General features: G+C 28.8%; 15 protein-coding genes. 1 reads left to right on the top strand and 14 read right to left on the bottom strand.

The window, feature by feature from the left end; translation table 11 throughout:
* Positions 1–30 precede the first annotated feature (30 nt).
* The 12 genes from fmt to remA form a co-directional block, all read right to left on the bottom strand.
* The gene (gene fmt, locus HPRAE_RS03835) at positions 31–975 is read right to left on the bottom strand and encodes a methionyl-tRNA formyltransferase (protein ID WP_014552935.1); all 945 of its coding nucleotides are present in this window, start codon (positions 973–975) and stop codon (positions 31–33) included.
* 4 nt (positions 976–979) lie between these two features.
* The gene (def, locus tag HPRAE_RS03830) at positions 980–1,432 is read right to left on the bottom strand and encodes a peptide deformylase (RefSeq protein ID WP_014552934.1); all 453 of its coding nucleotides are present in this window, start codon (positions 1,430–1,432) and stop codon (positions 980–982) included.
* Positions 1,433–1,454: 22 nt separating this feature from the next.
* The gene (priA, locus tag HPRAE_RS03825; RefSeq protein ID WP_014552933.1) at positions 1,455–3,683 is read right to left on the bottom strand and encodes a replication restart helicase PriA; all 2,229 of its coding nucleotides are present in this window, start codon (positions 3,681–3,683) and stop codon (positions 1,455–1,457) included.
* A 117-nt stretch (positions 3,684–3,800) separates the two neighbouring features.
* Positions 3,801–4,985, bottom strand: coding sequence for a methionine adenosyltransferase (gene metK / locus HPRAE_RS03820; RefSeq protein WP_014552932.1), 1,185 nt, complete (start codon positions 4,983–4,985; stop codon positions 3,801–3,803).
* Positions 4,986–5,082: 97 nt separating this feature from the next.
* Entirely contained in the window at positions 5,083–5,862 is a 780-nt protein-coding gene (gene lgt / locus HPRAE_RS03815; RefSeq protein ID WP_014552931.1) for a prolipoprotein diacylglyceryl transferase, read from the bottom strand.
* A 13-nt stretch (positions 5,863–5,875) separates the two neighbouring features.
* Complete coding sequence (gene nikC / locus HPRAE_RS03810; RefSeq protein ID WP_014552930.1) at positions 5,876–6,754, bottom strand: nickel transporter permease; 879 nt, start codon at positions 6,752–6,754, stop codon at positions 5,876–5,878.
* Between the two features lie 15 nt (positions 6,755–6,769).
* The gene (locus HPRAE_RS03805) at positions 6,770–7,774 is read right to left on the bottom strand and encodes an ABC transporter permease (protein WP_014552929.1); all 1,005 of its coding nucleotides are present in this window, start codon (positions 7,772–7,774) and stop codon (positions 6,770–6,772) included.
* Positions 7,775–7,855: 81 nt separating this feature from the next.
* Positions 7,856–9,451, bottom strand: a complete 1,596-nt coding sequence (locus tag HPRAE_RS03800) for an ABC transporter substrate-binding protein (protein ID WP_280985079.1) — start codon at positions 9,449–9,451, stop codon at positions 7,856–7,858.
* Between the two features lie 108 nt (positions 9,452–9,559).
* Positions 9,560–10,750, bottom strand: coding sequence for a bifunctional phosphopantothenoylcysteine decarboxylase/phosphopantothenate--cysteine ligase CoaBC (coaBC, locus tag HPRAE_RS03795; RefSeq protein WP_014552927.1), 1,191 nt, complete (start codon positions 10,748–10,750; stop codon positions 9,560–9,562).
* Between the two features lie 61 nt (positions 10,751–10,811).
* Positions 10,812–11,018, bottom strand: a complete 207-nt coding sequence (rpoZ, locus tag HPRAE_RS03790) for a DNA-directed RNA polymerase subunit omega (RefSeq protein ID WP_014552926.1) — start codon at positions 11,016–11,018, stop codon at positions 10,812–10,814.
* Positions 11,018–11,590: a guanylate kinase gene (gmk, locus tag HPRAE_RS03785; RefSeq protein WP_014552925.1), complete on the bottom strand. Its 573-nt coding sequence runs from the start codon at positions 11,588–11,590 to the stop codon at positions 11,018–11,020. The genes rpoZ and gmk overlap by 1 nt, the downstream gene beginning before the upstream one ends.
* A gap of 17 nt (positions 11,591–11,607) precedes the next feature.
* Entirely contained in the window at positions 11,608–11,853 is a 246-nt protein-coding gene (remA, locus tag HPRAE_RS03780) for an extracellular matrix/biofilm regulator RemA (RefSeq protein ID WP_014552924.1), read from the bottom strand.
* Positions 11,854–12,077: 224 nt separating this feature from the next.
* Between remA and HPRAE_RS03775 the strand changes: the two genes are divergently transcribed.
* Positions 12,078–13,829 carry an Rqc2 family fibronectin-binding protein gene (locus HPRAE_RS03775; RefSeq protein WP_014552923.1) on the top strand — a complete coding sequence of 584 codons (1,752 nt, stop codon included), beginning with the start codon at positions 12,078–12,080 and terminating at the stop codon, positions 13,827–13,829.
* Here the strand turns inward: HPRAE_RS03775 and HPRAE_RS03770 are convergent.
* Entirely contained in the window at positions 13,826–15,337 is a 1,512-nt protein-coding gene (locus HPRAE_RS03770; RefSeq protein ID WP_014552922.1) for a hypothetical protein, read from the bottom strand. The two genes, HPRAE_RS03775 and HPRAE_RS03770, sit on opposite strands and share 4 nt — an antisense overlap.
* An 87-nt stretch (positions 15,338–15,424) precedes the next feature.
* Positions 15,425–17,482, bottom strand: coding sequence for an elongation factor G (gene fusA, locus HPRAE_RS03765; protein WP_425357540.1), 2,058 nt, complete (start codon positions 17,480–17,482; stop codon positions 15,425–15,427).
* Positions 17,483–17,648 lie beyond the last annotated feature (166 nt).

Here is a 17,648-nt window from a genome sequence, read left to right as displayed (position 1 = left end):
ATGTCTACCTCCTTGATAAATTAATTCTCATTAGGCCTTGTCAAACTTTTCTTTTTCTGGTAATTGATGGCCATTTAAGAATGAATAATAGTCTATTTTTTTCCCTCCTGGGAGCTGTAATTTTTCAATAGAAATTACACCAGAAGCTGTCTGAACTAAAATACCATCTTTTTGATTTGCTTTAATAATTGTACCAGGTTTTAAATTTGTATCTGGATAATCACTTATTTTACTTTCCCAAATTTTAATTTTTTCACCATTTAAAACACTATAAGCTCCAGGCCAAGGATTGACACCTCGAATTAAATTATAAATATTTTCAGCTTTTTGATTCCAATCAATGCTACCTAAAGATTTATCTATTTTATAAGCAAAAGTTGCTTCAGAATCATTTTGACTAATTTTAGGTGCCTCAGCTGTTTTTATATCTTTTAGAGTTTTAAGCAGCAAATTCGCCCCTTTTTTAGCCATTTTATCATGTAAATCACCGACTGTATCATCTCTTTTTATTTCAATCTCTTGTTGATAAATTATATCTCCATCATCCCAACCTTCAGCCATATACATTGTTGTATTACCAGTTTTACTTTTGCCATCTATTATTGCCTTATGGATTGGACTAGAACCTCTATATTTAGGTAATAAAGAAGCATGGAGATTAATACAACCAAACTTAGGTATTGCTAATAATTCAGGACTTAATTTTTGACCAAAAGCCACAACTACTATAAAATCTGGTTCTATTTCTTTTAATTTTTCTAAAAAATCTTTTTGATTTACATTTTCACTTTGTAAAATTTCTAAATCTAAAGCTAAAGCTTTTTCTTTAATATCAGAATAATTAATTTTTTGGCCTCTACCACTTTTACGATCAGGCTGAGTAACTACAGCCTTAATCTCAATTTCTTCATCATTTTCTAATTCAACTAAAGCAGGAACTGCAAATTCAGGAGTTCCCATAAATATTATTTTCATAAAATCACTCCGCAATTTTTATAATTTTATCGACAAATAAAATACCATCTAAATGATCAATTTCATGCTGAATTGCCCTTGCTTCAAATCCTTCTGCTAGAAAAGTAACTTCTTTGCCCTTTCTATTTAAGCTTTTAACTTTAATTTTTTCTGCTCGAATCACATCACCAGTTTCACCAGGAATACTCAAACATCCTTCTTCCATAATTGCCTTGCCTTCTTTTTCTATAATTTCTGGATTAATTAAAATAACTTTATTTCCTTCTCTGATATCAACAACAGCAATTCTTTTTAACATCCCAATTTGAGGTGCTGCTAATCCTACACCATCTTCAGCATACATTGTTTCAAACATATTATCTATTAATTCATTAGTTTTTTTATTAACCTCATCTATTTCTTTAGCCTTAGTTCTTAAAACTGGATCTCCAATTTCTCTTACTTTTAAAAGAGCCATTTTATCTACCTCCTAAATTATATTATAACATTTGATAGGGATCTACATCAATACGAATTTCTACTCTTTGTTCATTATTAGCTTCAACAAATTTTTTTTCAATTAACTGGATTATATATTCCCGATTACGCATTGAATCAAATTTTAAAATTATTTGCCAGCGATATTTTTTCCTTATTTTACTTAAAACAGCAGGTGCAGCTCCTAACTTTTCTAAAAATTTATTTTGATATTGTTCTAAAAAAAGAGATAATTTTTTGCTTATATTTTCTGCCTTTTTTTCCGATTGAGAACTAATTATAATGTTTAAAAGCCGACAAAAGGGTGGATAATTCCTATGCTTTCTAATTTGTTTTTCTTGTTTATAGAATAATTCCTTTTTAGAAGTCAAAGCAGCTTTTAAACTATAATGTTCAGGTTCATAACTTTGGACTAAAAAAGTGCTAGCTTCAGAATTAACAAGCATACTTTTTAACTGATTAATAAGAAAAAAATTATTTTCTGCTGCTCTAAAATTAGAGTTATTTAAAGTAGTATCTGCAGAAATAACTGCTAAAAATTTAAGTTGATTATAAAATTGATTTTTTAAAATAATAGAAGTTCCTACTAAAATATCAATTTTATTATTTTTAAAATCATTAAGTCTCTTTTTTAATTCACTTTCTTTTAAATCACCATCAACTCTAATAATAGCATAATCTGAATAGAGCTCTTTTAATTCATCAATTATTTTTTGAGTACCTAAACCAGCTTGAGCAATAAAAGAACTTCCACAGTCAGGACAAGTTTGAGGTAACTTTTTTTCTAAGCCACAATAATGACAACTTAATTTGTTTTGTTTTTGATGATAACTTAAAGAAATATCACAATGTTGACATTTAATAACATGACCACATTTTCTACAAATTATATAATTTGCAGTACCTCTTCTATTTAAAAATAAAATCATCTTATTTTTTTGCTTTAAATTTTTTTCAATTTCTTTTTTTAATTCTTGACTTAAGTTGCCTAAGTTTCCTTTTTCTACTTCATTTTTTAAATCAATCACTTTCTGTTTTCTTTTATCAACTACTGAATCTATTCTCAACTCTTGATATTCACCTAAATCAGCATGATTTTTACTTTCAAGTGAAGGAAAAGGAGATTCCAATATCAAAGTTGAGTTAGAACTTTGTAAACGTTTAGCAGCAACTTGCCTAGCTTGATACAAAGGATGTTCTTGCCCTTTATAATTTTCATTATTTTCTTCCATAATAATTACAGCATCAACTTTAGCGAAGGGGGCAAAAATAGCTGATCTAGCTCCAACTGCCAATTTGACTTTATGAGTTTTAATTAACTGCCATTGATCAAAAACTTCTCCTTTTGAAAGTTTACTGTGTAAAAAAGCAATTTGATCTTCAAAATAATCATTTAACTGTTCTAAAAAAACATAATCTTTTTCAATTTCTGGTATCAAAAGAATGACATTTTTATCTTTTTGCAAAAGTTTTTCAATCAATTTTAAAACAAAGATAAATCTTTTTTTATTATTACTACTAGTTCTTAATAAATAACTATTTTTTTGATAAAAATTATTAGCTATTTTATTTATTAATTTAGATTCTGAGGCTTTTAAATTAAATTTAACTGTTTTTTTAGTTTCTAATTTAGAATCAAGCTTAGGTTGTCTACTCTTAGTATCAGTATATAAAACTGCTAATTTTTTTTCTATTAAACGGTAAACAGTTTGACGAGAAGTAGAAGCATATTTTAAAACTTTTTTTAATTTATTTTGTTTTTTTTTGTTTTCTAATAAATATTTCAAAATCAAAAATTGTTTAGGTGCTTTTTGATTTAATTTAGATAATTCTTTTTTAAAATTACTAATTTCAGAATTAACTTTTAAATATTCTATTTTTTTCTTTTTAATTTTCTTAGCTGTAATTCCAGCAGGTAAAGCTGATTTAATTACTTGAGCTAAATAAGCATGATAATAAGAGGCAGTCCAATAAAAAAGTTCTAAAAGTTTTTGATCAAAAAAACTTTCTTTATATAATAAAGAATCAACTTTTTTTAACTTTGATTTTTCTAAATCCGATTTAACATTTATTTTAGTTACAAAAGCAGCAATTTTACGGCGCCCAAATGGAACTTTAACAATTTGACCAATTTTAATTTTTGACTTTAATTTATCTGGTAGTAAGTAATCAAATTCTTTATTTAACTTACGAAGTGGAAGATCAACTACTACTTTTATTACCTTATCCATAGTTTTCCTTTCTTAAAAATAATAATTAAACTATTTCTTAATCTATATTATTTAGTTAAATGTCAAAAGCCGAAGGTAAAAAAACCTTCGGCAGCTTCATTATCTTATTTAAAAATTTTATTCTAAACCAGATCTTTTTTTCAAACTAGAGACTCGATCTATCTTTTCCCAAGGCAATTGAAGGTCATGACGACCAAAATGACCATAAGCAGCTACTTGCTTATAAATTGGATTTCTCAATTCCAGATTTTCAATAATTTTAGCCGGCCTTAAATCAAACTCTTCTTTAATTATTTTTTCTAATTTATTTTCAGAAATTTGTGCAGTACCAAAAGTATCAACCATTACTGATAAAGGTTTGGCAACCCCTATTGCATAAGAAATTTGAACTTCACATCTAGCTGCAATTTCTGCTGCTACAATATTTTTAGCAATATAGCGAGCAGCATAAGAAGCTGAACGATCAACTTTAGTTGGATCTTTACCAGAAAAAGCTCCTCCTCCATGATGAGCTGAGCCTCCATATGTATCAACTATGATTTTTCTACCTGTTAAACCTGTATCACCATTTGGCCCCCCAATTACAAATCTACCAGTTGGATTAACCAAGATTTCGGTGTCTGATCTTAATAAGTCAGAACTAATAACTTCATTTATTACATATTTAATTATATCTTCTTTAATTTGTTCTTGACTAATTTGAGGATGGTGTTGGCTTGAAATTAATATTTTATCAACATATACAGGTTGATCATCTTCATAAGCTACAACAACCTGAGTTTTGCCATCAGGACGTAAATATTTTAAAGGACCATTTTTTCTAACTTCAGCTAATTTACGAGCTAATTTATGAGAAAGCATAATTGGCAAAGGCATTAATTCTTCAGTTTCATTAGTTGCATAACCAAACATTAGCCCCTGATCACCAGCACCTAAGTCAGAATTAGATTCACCTGCTTTTTCTTCTAAAGCATGGTCAACACCCAGAGCAATGTCTCCAGACTGTTCATCAATAGCTGTTAAAACAGCACATGTTTCTCCATCAAAACCATATTTAGCTCTTGTATAACCGATTTCTGTAACTGTTTCTCTAGCAATTTGTTTTAAATCAACATAACACGAAGTTGTGATCTCACCTGCTATTAAAATCAAACCTGTAGTAACCATTGTTTCACAGGCAACTCTCGCTTCTGGATCTTCGGCCAGAATAGCATCCAAAACAGCATCTGAAATTTGATCAGCAACCTTATCAGGGTGACCTTCTGTTACCGACTCTGAGCTAAGTAAATATTTACGTGTCATAATATCACCTTTCGTCTATATATATTCTTAATTAATGTATTTAATAATTATTAAATTTAGTGTAGCACATAAAGTTTTAACTGTCAATTTAAGTATTTTAAGACTGATTAAACTTATTAATATAAAAAAGTAAAGATAAACCAATCAAAATTAAAACCAGACTAATTAATTTTGCTAACTGAAATTCATAAATTAATAAACTATCAACTCTCTGTTCTTCTATAAAAAATCTAGCCAGAGAATAAAAAATTAAATAAAAAGCAAAAACTTCTCCTCTTTTTTTATTTTTAGATCTTAAATAAAACAATAAAAAAACAAAAAGCAAAAAATCAGCTATTGATTCATACAAAAAAGTAGCTTCTCGATAAGAACCATTAATATACATCTGTTTTTTAATAAATTTAGGTAGAAAAGAATAATAATTTTGTTTTACTATCTTCCCATATGCTTCTTGATTAATAAAATTACCCCAGCGACCTATAGCTTGAGAAAAAGCTGTTAAAGGAGCTAAATAATCTAAAGTTAAGAGAAAATTATTTTCTTTTTTTAGACTAAAAACATAAAGGACTACTATGCCAGCAAGTAGTCCTCCATGTATAGCTAGTCCACCTTCATTAATTGCTAAAATTTTAGCTGGCTCTTTTAAATAATAATTTAAATTAAAAAGTACATAATATAGCCGAGCAGCTAAAATACCAATCGGCAAAGCTAATATAAAAAAATCTAGAAAAAAATCAAGATCTAAATTTTCTTCTTTTTTTAAAAGATAATTTAAAATAAAAAGTGAAATAACTAAAGCTAAAACTATTAAAAAACCATACCACCTTATTTCAATAGAATAAAAACTAACTAAAATTGGATCAATAATTTTTATCACCTTACTTTATAAATTAGACATTTTTCATTTTAGGATCTAAAGCATCTCTGAGCCCATCTCCAAGTAAATTGAAACCTAAAACACCAAAGATTATTGCTAAACCAGGGAAAGTAGCTACCCAGGGTGCTTTTTGTAATGAACTTCGAGCATCACTCAACATGGCACCCCATTCAGGTGATGGTGGTTGAGCTCCAAGTCCTAAAAAGCTTAAAGCAGCTGCTTCCAAAATAGCAGTAGCTATACTTAAAGTTGTTTGAACAATCAATGGGGCCATAGCATTTGGTAATAAATGTTTGAAAATTATCCTTAAATCACCAGCACCAAGAGCTCTAGCAGCACTTATATATTCACTTTCTTTAATTGATATTACTGATGAACGAACTATTCTGGCAAAACGAGGTACATTTATAATTCCAATTGCTAACATAGCATTTTTTAACTGAGGACCTAAAATTGCAACAATACCTATTGCCAATAAAATACTTGGAAAAGCAAGCATAATATCCATAAATCTCATAATTAACATATCTAGTTTACCACCATAATAACCTGCTAAAAGTCCAAAACTAACCCCAAAAAATAAAGCAAGCCCGACAGAAACTAAACCAACTTGAATTGAAATTCTAGAACCATAAATTATTCGACTTAAAATATCTCTTCCCATTCCATCAGTTCCTAATAAATGGCTTGATGAAGGTGCCTGATACCTAGCTAAAATATTTGTTTTTAAAGGATCATAAGGTGCTAACTTCGGCGCTAAAATTGCAACGATTATTAAAAATATAATAATTCCTAATCCAGCTATACCTATTTTACTCTGTAATAATCTTCTCCAGGCTTCTAGCCAAGGATTAGTATTTTTTTTCATAAATTTTTCATTTTTATTTGACATCTACTTTAATCCTCCCTACTCATACTGAATTCTTGGGTCAAATAATGCATATGATAAATCAACTAAAAGGTTAACTATGACAAAAACTCCGGCAAAAAATAAAATACCTCCCTGTACAATTGGAAAATCTCTAGCATAAATAGCATCAACAAGGTATTTACCTAGGCCAGGCCAAGAAAAAATAGTTTCAGTCATTACTGCTCCTCCAAGTAGAACTCCAAACTGTAAACCAACTACAGTAATAATTGGTACCATTGCATTTTTTAAAGTATGCTTAAAAATAACAACTTTTCTTTTTAAGCCTTTAGCATAGGCAGTCCTAATAAAATCTTTCCTTAAAACTTCTAACATTGAAGATCTTGTCATCCTTGCAATTATTGCCATTGGAATAGTACCTAAAGCAACAGCAGGCAAAACAAGGTGATGTAAGACATCTTTTAAAGCAGAAAAATTCAACTGCAAAATACTATCAAGAACATATAAATTAGTAATTGGACTAAAATCTAAACCGATCCCAATTCTTGATGAAGGTGGAAACCAACCTAATTCAACTGCAAAAAGCCAAATAAACATTAAACCAAGCCAAAAAATCGGCATTGAAACTCCCATTAGAGCTATTAACATACTTAAGTTATCAAACCAAGAGTTTTGATTTACAGCAGCAAAAATACCTGCTGGAACTCCAATCCCAACTGCAAACATGATTGCAAAAAATGATAACTCTAAAGTGGCGGGAAATCTTTTGCTTAATTCATTACTGACAGGATTATTACTCATAATTGAGCGACCTAAATCTCCTCTTAATAAATCCTTTACATAACTACCAAACTGGACTGGTAATGGATCATTTAAACCCATCTGTTCTCTTAGTCTTTCTAAGGCTTGATCAGTTGCTCTTTCACCTAACATAGTTTGAGCTGGATCTCCAGGAATTAAATGCACAATTAAAAAAACAATAACTGCTACTCCAATTAAAATTGGAATTAAAGCAAATAACCTTTTAATAATATAGTTAATCATATTCTCATTACTACCTCCTCTTAAAATTAATCTGCGGCCAAAAGGCCGCAGATTAGTTTAATGATTAATTTATATTTAATTTTATTTTTTCCAAACCCTGTGTAATTTTTCTGTTCCGGTTGGATTTGGAATATAGTTTTCAACATTAGACTTAAGAGCAATTGGTGGAGTTGAATGGACTAGAGGTACCCAAGGCGCGTCTTGGTGAATAATTGCCTGGGCTTCTTTATAAAGTTCGACTCTTTTATCATGATCCATAGTCTTTTGAGCTTCTACTAAGACTTCATGTAATTCATCACTTTGATATGCATTATTACTATTTGTTTTATCTAGCAATACATATAAGAAGTTATCAGGATCACCATTATCTCCAGTCCAGCCTAACATATAAGTTGGAGCTTCTTGATGTTCTGTCTTATCAAGATAAGTACTCCAATCATAAGTTACTAAATTAGCAGTTACTCCAATTTCACTTAAATAACTTTGAATAGCCTGACCAATAAATTTACCTTGAGGAATATAAGGTCTTGGTACTGGCAAATACCAAAGATCAAATTCAAAACCATCTTCATAACCAGCTTCTGCTAATAATTCTTTTGCTTTTTCTGGATTATATTCATAAGGCTCTATTTGATCATTATAACCCCAGATAGAAGTTGGCATTGGATTTTTTGCTGGCTCAGCTAGGCCTGCATAAAATGCATCAATGATAGCTTGTTTATCAATTGCATGATTAAAAGCTCTTCTAACTCTTACATCATCAAAAGGTTCAAATTTAAAATTCATAGCAAAATAACCAATATTCATACTTGGACGTAAAGAAAGTTTAAACTCATCAGAAGCTTCTACAGCTTCCACATCTTCAGGGCTAACTCCATCCATCATATCGATTGTTCCAGCCTGGAGTTCCATAAATCGGGCTGAATTATCAGGGATAGATCGGAAAACTATCTTATCAAGATAAGCTCTTTCACGCCAATAATTTTCATTTGCCTTTAGAATAACTCGGTCACCTTGACGCCATTCTTCTAAAGTATAAGCACCTGTTCCTACAGGATTTTTAAAGTAGTCTTCTCCATATTTCTTGACTGCTTCAGGACTAGCAATTCCAAAAGGAACCATTGCTAAATTATTTAAAAATGGTGCTTGTTTTTCAGAAAGAACAAATTCTACAGTATACTCATCTACTACCTTAACTTCCTGAATAATTCCAGGAAAACCCTGGAACATATAACTATAATAAGTGAATTCTCCCCCAATATGGTATGGGTGATCTTCTAAGCGCCAACGATCAAAGTTCCACTTGACCGCTTCTGCGTTAAAATGATTGCCATCATGAAAATTTACATCTTCTCTTAGCTCAAAAGTCCAAGTTAAACCATCTTCAGAAACTTCCCAATCTGTTGCCAAAGCTGGTTCTACTTCTGTTGTACCTGGTGTATAATCAACAAGTGTATCATAAAGCTGTTGAGTTACTTTAAAAGACTCTCCATCAGTTACCTGTATTGGATCTAAGCCTACTGTATCTCCACCACGACCAAAAACTAAAGTTCCGCCTTTTTCTTGAGCGACTACTCCTACCGAAAAAACAACCATTATCCCTACTAAAATACTAAATACTACTAAAGTTAATTTTTTCATACTATACTTCTTCCTCCTCGTTTTTTGGCTAAAGATTATTAAATTTTCAATTTTTTTAAGTTAAAAAACACCTCCCACTTTTTATTAGCTAAATTTTAAAGATATTATAATTATAATTCATTTATTGACTCAAGTCAATAAAATTTAATTTTTATTGATTAATTTTTTTAAAAGATAATCAAAAATCTTATCTGCTAAATCAGCTTTAGTAGATAAAGCTAATTCTTCAACTTGAGATTTACTTAAAATACTAATCTGATTTTGATCACTACCAAAAGCGATATTAGGTTTAGAAATATCATTAGCAATAATAAAATCAGCATTTTTTTTCACTAATTTTTTCTTTGCATTTTCTATTAAATTTTCAGTTTCTGCTGCAAAACCAACTAAAGTTTGAAATTCTTTTTTTCTTTTTCCTAGTTCAGATAAAATATCTGTTGTTCTTTCTAAATCCAAACTTAAATCCCCTGGTTTTTTCTTTATTTTTTGTTTTGTATAAACCTGGGGTCTATAATCAGAAACTGCTGCTGCCATAATTGTAAAATCTGATTGATCAAACTCTGCTAATAAAGAATCTTTCATTTCTGCAGCTGTTTCAACATTTATTAACTCGACTCCTAAAGGCACCTCTAAATTAGTGGGGCCAGAAACCAATTTAACTTCTGCTCCCCTATAAGCTGCAGCTTTAGCTAAAGCATAACCCATCTTACCAGTAGAATGATTAGTTAAAAATCTAACAGGATCTATAGCTTCACGAGTTGGTCCAGCAGAAATTAAAACTTTCTTATTTTCTAAATCTTTGCTAGTTAATTCTTTTTTTATTGTTTCTACTAATTTTTCAGCTTCTGGTAGCCTGCCTTTACCTTCATAACCACAGGCTAAATAACCAGAAGCAGGAGTAATTATTTTATATCCAAAATCTTCTACAGTTTTCATATTTTTTTGAACAATCTCATTTTCAAACATATGAACATTCATAGATGGTGCTACCAGTATTGGTGCTTGAGTAGCAAGAATAACAGTTGTTAATAGATCATCAGCAATTCCAGCAGCAGCTTTAGCAATAAAATTTGCAGTAGCTGGAGCTATTAAAACCAAATCTGCTTTATCAGCTAAACCAATATGTTTGACATCAGTTGTAGTGGTACTAAATAATTTTTTTTCAACTGGTAAATGAGTTATCGAATGAAAAGTTATTGGATTAACAAATTCAGCAGCTGATTCTGTCATGATTGTATAAACATTATGACCTGCTTTAGTTAATCTACTTGCAACATCTAAACTTTTATAAGCAGCTATTCCACCTGTAACACCTAAAATAATATTTGCAGACATTTTTTTTACTCCTTTATTCAATGTAGTATTTTTTTAGTTTTAGCTAAATGATTCTTAAACTTTAATAACTACTTCTTTTTTCATAAGTCAATTTATCTTTTTCGATTTCTTCTAAACTTTTAGAGACTAATTTTTTGCTTCTATATTTTTCTAATAATTCAGGTCCATTTTGATTAAGATGTCTTGCTCTTTTTGAGCCTAAAATAATAACTGTATATAAACTATCAGCTTTACCTATTAGCTGTTCTGCAGAGGGTTCAGTAATCATTAAGAATCTCTCCTTTTTTGTTCTTTTATAATAATTTTTTTAATCTCTCTAACTGCATCTTCTAAACTGTCATTAATAACTTCATAATCATATTTATGTACCTCTTTTAATTCTTGACGTGCATTTGCAAGTCGAATATTTTTGCTCTTAGAATTTTCTGATCCTCTTTTATCAAGCCTATTTTCTAATTCTTCTAAAGAAGGAGGAACTAGAAAAATATAGACTGCTTCTGGATACTTTTCCCGAACTTGTTTGGCTCCTTGTGTATCAATCTCTAAAATTATATCTTCTCCTGTTTCTAATTTTTGATCTACAAATTTCTTAGGAGTCCCATAATAATGGCCATGAACTAAAGCGCTCTCTATAAAACCATCTTCAGCTTCTATTTCCTTAAATTTCCCCTCAGAAATAAAAAAATAATCTTCTCCCTCAATTTCTCCTTTTCTTCTTGCTCTAGTTGTTGCAGAAATAGAATAAGACACAGCATCAAAATTTTCAAATAGTGCATCAAGTACCGTGTTTTTTCCCACACCTGATGGACCAGACAATACAAATAATAAGCCCTTTTTCATTTACTTATACCCCCACATTATTTTTCATCTTCTAATCGGTGTGAGACAGTTTCTGGTTGAATTGCAGATAAAACAACATGATCACTATCTGTAATTATAACTGCTCTAGTGCGACGACCATATGTAGCATCAATTAACATTCCTCTTTCACGTGCTTCCTGAATAATTCTTTTTATAGGTGCTGATTCTGGACTCACTACTGCAATCACCCTATTTGCTGCAATAATATTACCAAAACCGATATTAATTAAGTTAACTTCCATTAATATACCTCCTAAAATCTTATTTATTTAAAAAACTTGCTCCTTATCTTTATTAATGATACCACAGGCTTTAACTTTTGACAAGGGTCTATCAATTAGAAAAAACTTAAGTCATTTAAAGCCTAAAATAAAGATTTTTAAAATAAAACAATTTTTAATTAATTGACTCAAAGCTAAGTTTCTTTTATACTTAAACTAATAAATTAAAGAATGGAGTGATAAATATGGCCTTTGATGGAATTATGTTAGCTGCCTTAAAAAATAATTTAAAGAAAAAAATAATAGGTGGACGCATCGAAAAGGCTTATCAAATAGATAAGAAGTATTTAATTGTGCGTTTAAGAAATAATAGCCAAAATTTAGAATTACTAATTTCTACTGATGCTCAAGCTGCAAGAATTAATTTAACCGAATTGGATTTTGAATTTCCTTCTTACCCACCTGACTTTTGTATGATGCTGAGAAAATATTTGAAAAATTCTTATATCAAATCAATAAAACAACCTGATTTTGAAAGAATGCTTAAAATAAATATTGAAAAAAGAGGAAAAAAATTCAGCTTAATAGCTGAATTAATGGGGAAATATAGTAATGTTATTTTAGTAGATGAAAATGAAATAGTACTTGATGCAATGAAAAGAATTACTGAGAAACAAAATGCAGAAAGACAATTATATCCTGGTATAAAATATCAAAAACCACCAAAACAAGGTAAATTAAATCCACTTCAATTAAAAACTAAAAATGAATTTAGACAAATTATAGCTGATGACTTTAGTCAAGCTGCTTTTAGAGCAGTAATGTATAATTTTAGAGGTATTGGCCCCTATTCAGCTCGAGAAATAGTTTATAGAGCTCAAGTTGATCCCGCTGAAAACTATAATAGTTTATCTGATTTAGAAAAAAATAAAATAGCTGAATCAATGCTTAAACTTTTTGAGCAGTTTAAAAATGGAATTTATAATCCAGTATTATCAATAACAAAGGAAGAAATAGATTATATTTCAGCTTTTAAACTAGAACACAGAAATCCAGAAAAAATTAAAAAATTTAAAAATCTAGATCAAATGATGGATTATTATTTTAAAAACTTTTTAAAAGATAAAAAGTTAAAAAAATCTATTAGAGAATTAAATAAAGTTGTAAATAATTTTTTGAATAAAAATATTAAAAAGCAAAAAAAATTAAAAAAGCAATTAATAGAAAGTAAAGATGCAGCAAAGTATAAGAAAAAAGGAGAATTAATCACCGCTAATATTTATCAGATAAATCGTGGTGATCAAAAAACAGTAGTTCAAGATTATTATAATGAAAAAAATTCAAAAATCGAAATTAAACTTGATCCTGCTAAATCACCGGCTGAAAATGCTCAAAAGTATTTTAAAAAATATAATAAATTAAAGAAAAGTGTTAAACATTTAAAAAGAGAAATTGCTAAATTAAGACATGAAGAAAAATATTTAAAACAAGTTAGTATGAATATTGAACAAGCTGAAAGTTTAGATGATCTAGAAGAAATAAAAGAAGAATTAAAAGAGGAAAATTATATTAAAAAACAAAAAAACAATAAAAGAAATAAAAGAAATAAAAAACTACCACCAAGGAAATTTATTTCTAGTAATGGTTACCAAATTTTAGTTGGGAGAAATAATAAACAAAATGATCGTTTAAGTAAAAAAATTGCTAATAATGGTGATATTTGGCTTCATACTAAAGTAATAGCTGGCTCACATGTAATAATTAAAAGAGATACTGAAGTAGAAGTTCCAGAACAAACCTTAACAGAAGCTGCTGCCATTGCAGCTTATTTTAGTCAAGCTAGAGAATCTACTAATGTACCTATAGACTATACTTTGGTTGAAAATATTAATAAACCAAAAGGAGCAAAACCAGGTTTAGTTTATTATAATGAATATCAAACCATCTATATTGATCCAGCAAAAAAAGAATTATTAAAGAAATTAGCAGCAGTTTAACTGCTGCTAATTTTCTTTTTGCTTATTAAAATAATTTTAACTATAGTAATCATTAAGAGTACAAGCATTTGAATCTTAATAATTTTTTTTGGGTTTTTTTGATAATAACTTTGACCTTTATTTAAAAAGACATTGATAGTTTCTTTTTCATCAATTAATCTTTTTTGTTTTAATATTTTACCTTGAGGATTAATATAAGCACTATAGCCACCATTGACAACTCTAAGTAAAGGTTTTTCAACCTCTGCTGCTCTATAGGAAGCTGCAGCTAAAGCTAAATTATTATAAGCAATTGAGTCTAACTCTGATTCTGAAGCAGAATTTACTATTAAATTAAATTCTGATAGTTGCTTTGCAACTTTTCCAGTTAAAGGACTAAAAATTTGATCTGAAAACAAATTAAAATAAACTAAATTATCTATTTCAATTTTATGTATTGATTGCTCTGAATTAAATAAGTTTTTATTAAAATCAAATGAAAGCAAGTTGCTTAAATAATTTATAATAGCTTTTTGTTTAGGCAGTTTTAATTCTGTTAAAATATTACTTTGCTTATTAGTTCGCTGTATAATTTCTAATTTATCTGTAAGCAAAAATAAGGAATTAAATATTGGAGAATTGTAGCTATTATTCTCCACTGCTCTACTACCTAATTGTAAGTAAAAATCTGAATTATTTACTTGATTTAATTCCGTTTTCAATTGATCTCTATAATAATTATTTCTTATCAGATCAAAGCTTAAACTTTTTTCTGGAAAAAATATATATTTGCTTTCTGAACTTTGAATAAGTTGAACTATTAATTTAATTTCACTTTCAATCTTTTCAAATCTATTTCCAGCAGATTGTGGATTAATCACTGCTAAATCAATTTGTTTAGAATTTGCTTCTTGCTCAAAGTCATGGCCTCTAAAAAAAGGAATTAAAATTAAAACTATAAAAATAATAAAAAGAGGAATTGTTTTCTTCCAACTAGGTTCAAAATAAATCTTAACAAAATAAGAAGCTACTAAAACTACAATAAAAGATACTAAAAAAATACCACCATAACTAGCATATTGACTAATTAAATTAAATGAACTTTGACTATAAGCAATATAATTAAAAGGATTAAAGTTAAAAAATTCAAACCTTAAATATTCTAAACTAACCCAACTCAAAGCTGCAATAAAAGGACTATAAGTTTTTTCTGGCTGTAAAAATTTATTAATAATTACCCAAACTGCAAGTGGTAATGCTGAAACTAAAAAGTATAAAAATAAAATAAATAAAGTAAAAGAAAAAGGCATTTCAAATAATTTTTGTACTGGTTTATATAACCAATAAAAAGAAAAAACGGAATTTAAAAATCCTATTAATAAAGCGATAATAAAAGAGTGGCTATAATCATAACTTCTAACTAAATAGATTAGAGGAATAAATGCAAAATAAGTAAGGAAAAATAAAGCAGGAAAATAGACTGGCAATACAAATAAAAATGATGTTAAGATAAGTAAAATTAATTCCATATATCTGCCTCCAAAATTATTATATATTATAAATTAAAAAAAGGCCAGCTTTTATAGCTGACCTAATTTCTAAAATTAATTATTTTTTTATTCATTTTCTGCAATGATTTTTTCACTAATATCTTTTGGCACTTTATCATAATTAGAAAATTCCATAGTAAAGGAACCATAACCACCAGTTAAAGCTTTTAATTCAACTGCATAATTAAACATTTCAGATTCTGGTACTTTAGCTTTAATAATTTGCAAACCAGAATCAGGTACCATTCCCTCTATTCTACCTCTTCTAGAATTAAAGTCTCCCATTATATCTCCTAAAAACTCTTGGGGAACTGTTACTTTTACAGACATAATTGGTTCTAATAAAATAGGCTTAGCTTTTGTTAAAGCTTTGCGAAAAGCCTTAGAAGCTGCAATTTTAAAAGCCATCTCAGAAGAATCTACATCATGATAAGAACCATCATAAAGTACAACTTTAAAATCAACAACAGGATAACCAGCTAAACTACCTTCTTTTTTAGCATCAATAATTCCTTTTTCAACTGCGGGAATATATTGATTAGGAATAGCTCCTCCAAAAATTTCCTCTTCAAATTCAAATTCTTTCCCTCTAGCTAAGGGCTCAATTGACATTATTACATGACCATACTGCCCTCTACCACCAGATTGTTTTTTATATTTTTCTTCAACATCAACTTTTCTCCGAATAGTCTCTCTATAAGCAACTTTGGGTTCTTGACAAATAAAATCAACATCATACTTTTGCTGACACTCTTCTTTAACCATTTTAAAATGAATAGTTCCCATTCCTGCTAAAATCAATTCTTTAGTTACTTTATTATAATCAACTTTAAAAGTAGGATCAGAATCACTATAACGGTGTAAAGTAGCAGCCATTTTTTCTTCATCAATTCCTTCAGTTGGATAAGCAGCTCTGGCATACATTGGCTCTGGAAATTCTAATTCATGATAATAAATATCTGTTTCTGGATTTCTAATAGTAAAAGATGTTTCCAATTCTTCTAATTTAGCTACTGCTCCAATTTCACCAGCAGTTAGATCATCTACAGTTGTTTGTTGATCACCATTAAGTTTATAAAGCTTAGTAACTTTAATTTTTTCATCAATATTAGGGATTTCAATTAAATCATCTCTTGTTAATTTACCAGAAAAAACTCTAAAAATTGATAATTTCCCTATATAAGGATCAACCATTGTTTTACAAACTTGAGCACTAAATTTACTCTTTGGATTAGGTTTTAATACTTCCCCGGTTTTAACTAAATGATTAGAATGAACTTCTGCAGCTGAAGGAAATATTTTAGTCAAATCATCTAAAAATTTAGCAACTCCACAATTTGCTAAAGCTGATCCAGCAAAAACAGGTACTAATTCTTCAGCAGCAACTTCTTCTTCAAAGGCCTTTGTTAATTCTTTAATGGTTATTTTTTCACCATCTAAATATTTAATCATTAAATCTTCTTTTAATTCTACAATCTCTTCAGTCAATTTTAACTCATAGTCTTCAACTCTATCTTTTTCTGATTCAGGTATAGGAAAAGCCTTACATTCCCCTTCTATATTTTTATATAATTTTTCATCTAATAAATCAATTATACCTTCAAATTGACCTTCTTTATAATAAGGAATTGTTACAATAGCAAAACTATCATCATATGTAGAACGAAGCTCTTCTATTGTTTTATCAAAATCTGCCTCTTCTTTATCAATTTTATTAATAAATACAGCTTTTGCCAAATCATTTTGCTTTGCTAATTTCCAAACATAACCTGTATTAACTTCAATTCCAGCTGTGGCATCAACTAAAAGAACTGCACTTTCCACCATTCTTAAAGCACTAATCACTTCACTTCTAAAATCAGCATAACCTGGAGTATCAATAAAATGAAATAATTTATTATGCCATTCAAAATTAAAATAACTATTATTAACAGAATGTTTATGCTCTTTTTCAACAGCTCTAAAATCAGATTGAGTATTTTTTTGATCAACACTACCCGGTGTATCAATAACACCTGCATTATAAAGCAGCATTTCAGTTAGTGTTGATTTACCCGCACCTCCATGTGATATAAAGCAAAAGTTTCTAATATCTTTACTAGTAATTTTACTCAATTTTTCCACCAACCTTCCATTTTAGTTAGTTATCTTTATTAATTGAAAATATCTAATTCAAATTAGAATAATTCTCAAAAAAACTAATTTAAATTTTCTGTATTTTATTACTTCTACAATAGTTATTTAAATTCCTTTAATTTTTTGAATATTATTTAAAAAAATAATCTACCCT

This window comes from Halanaerobium praevalens DSM 2228 (assembly GCF_000165465.1).
Lineage (GTDB): Bacteria > Bacillota > Halanaerobiia > Halanaerobiales > Halanaerobiaceae > Halanaerobium > Halanaerobium praevalens.
The sequence above is the reverse complement of the archived record's forward strand: the minus strand, read 5'-3'. Positions and strand labels throughout refer to the sequence as shown.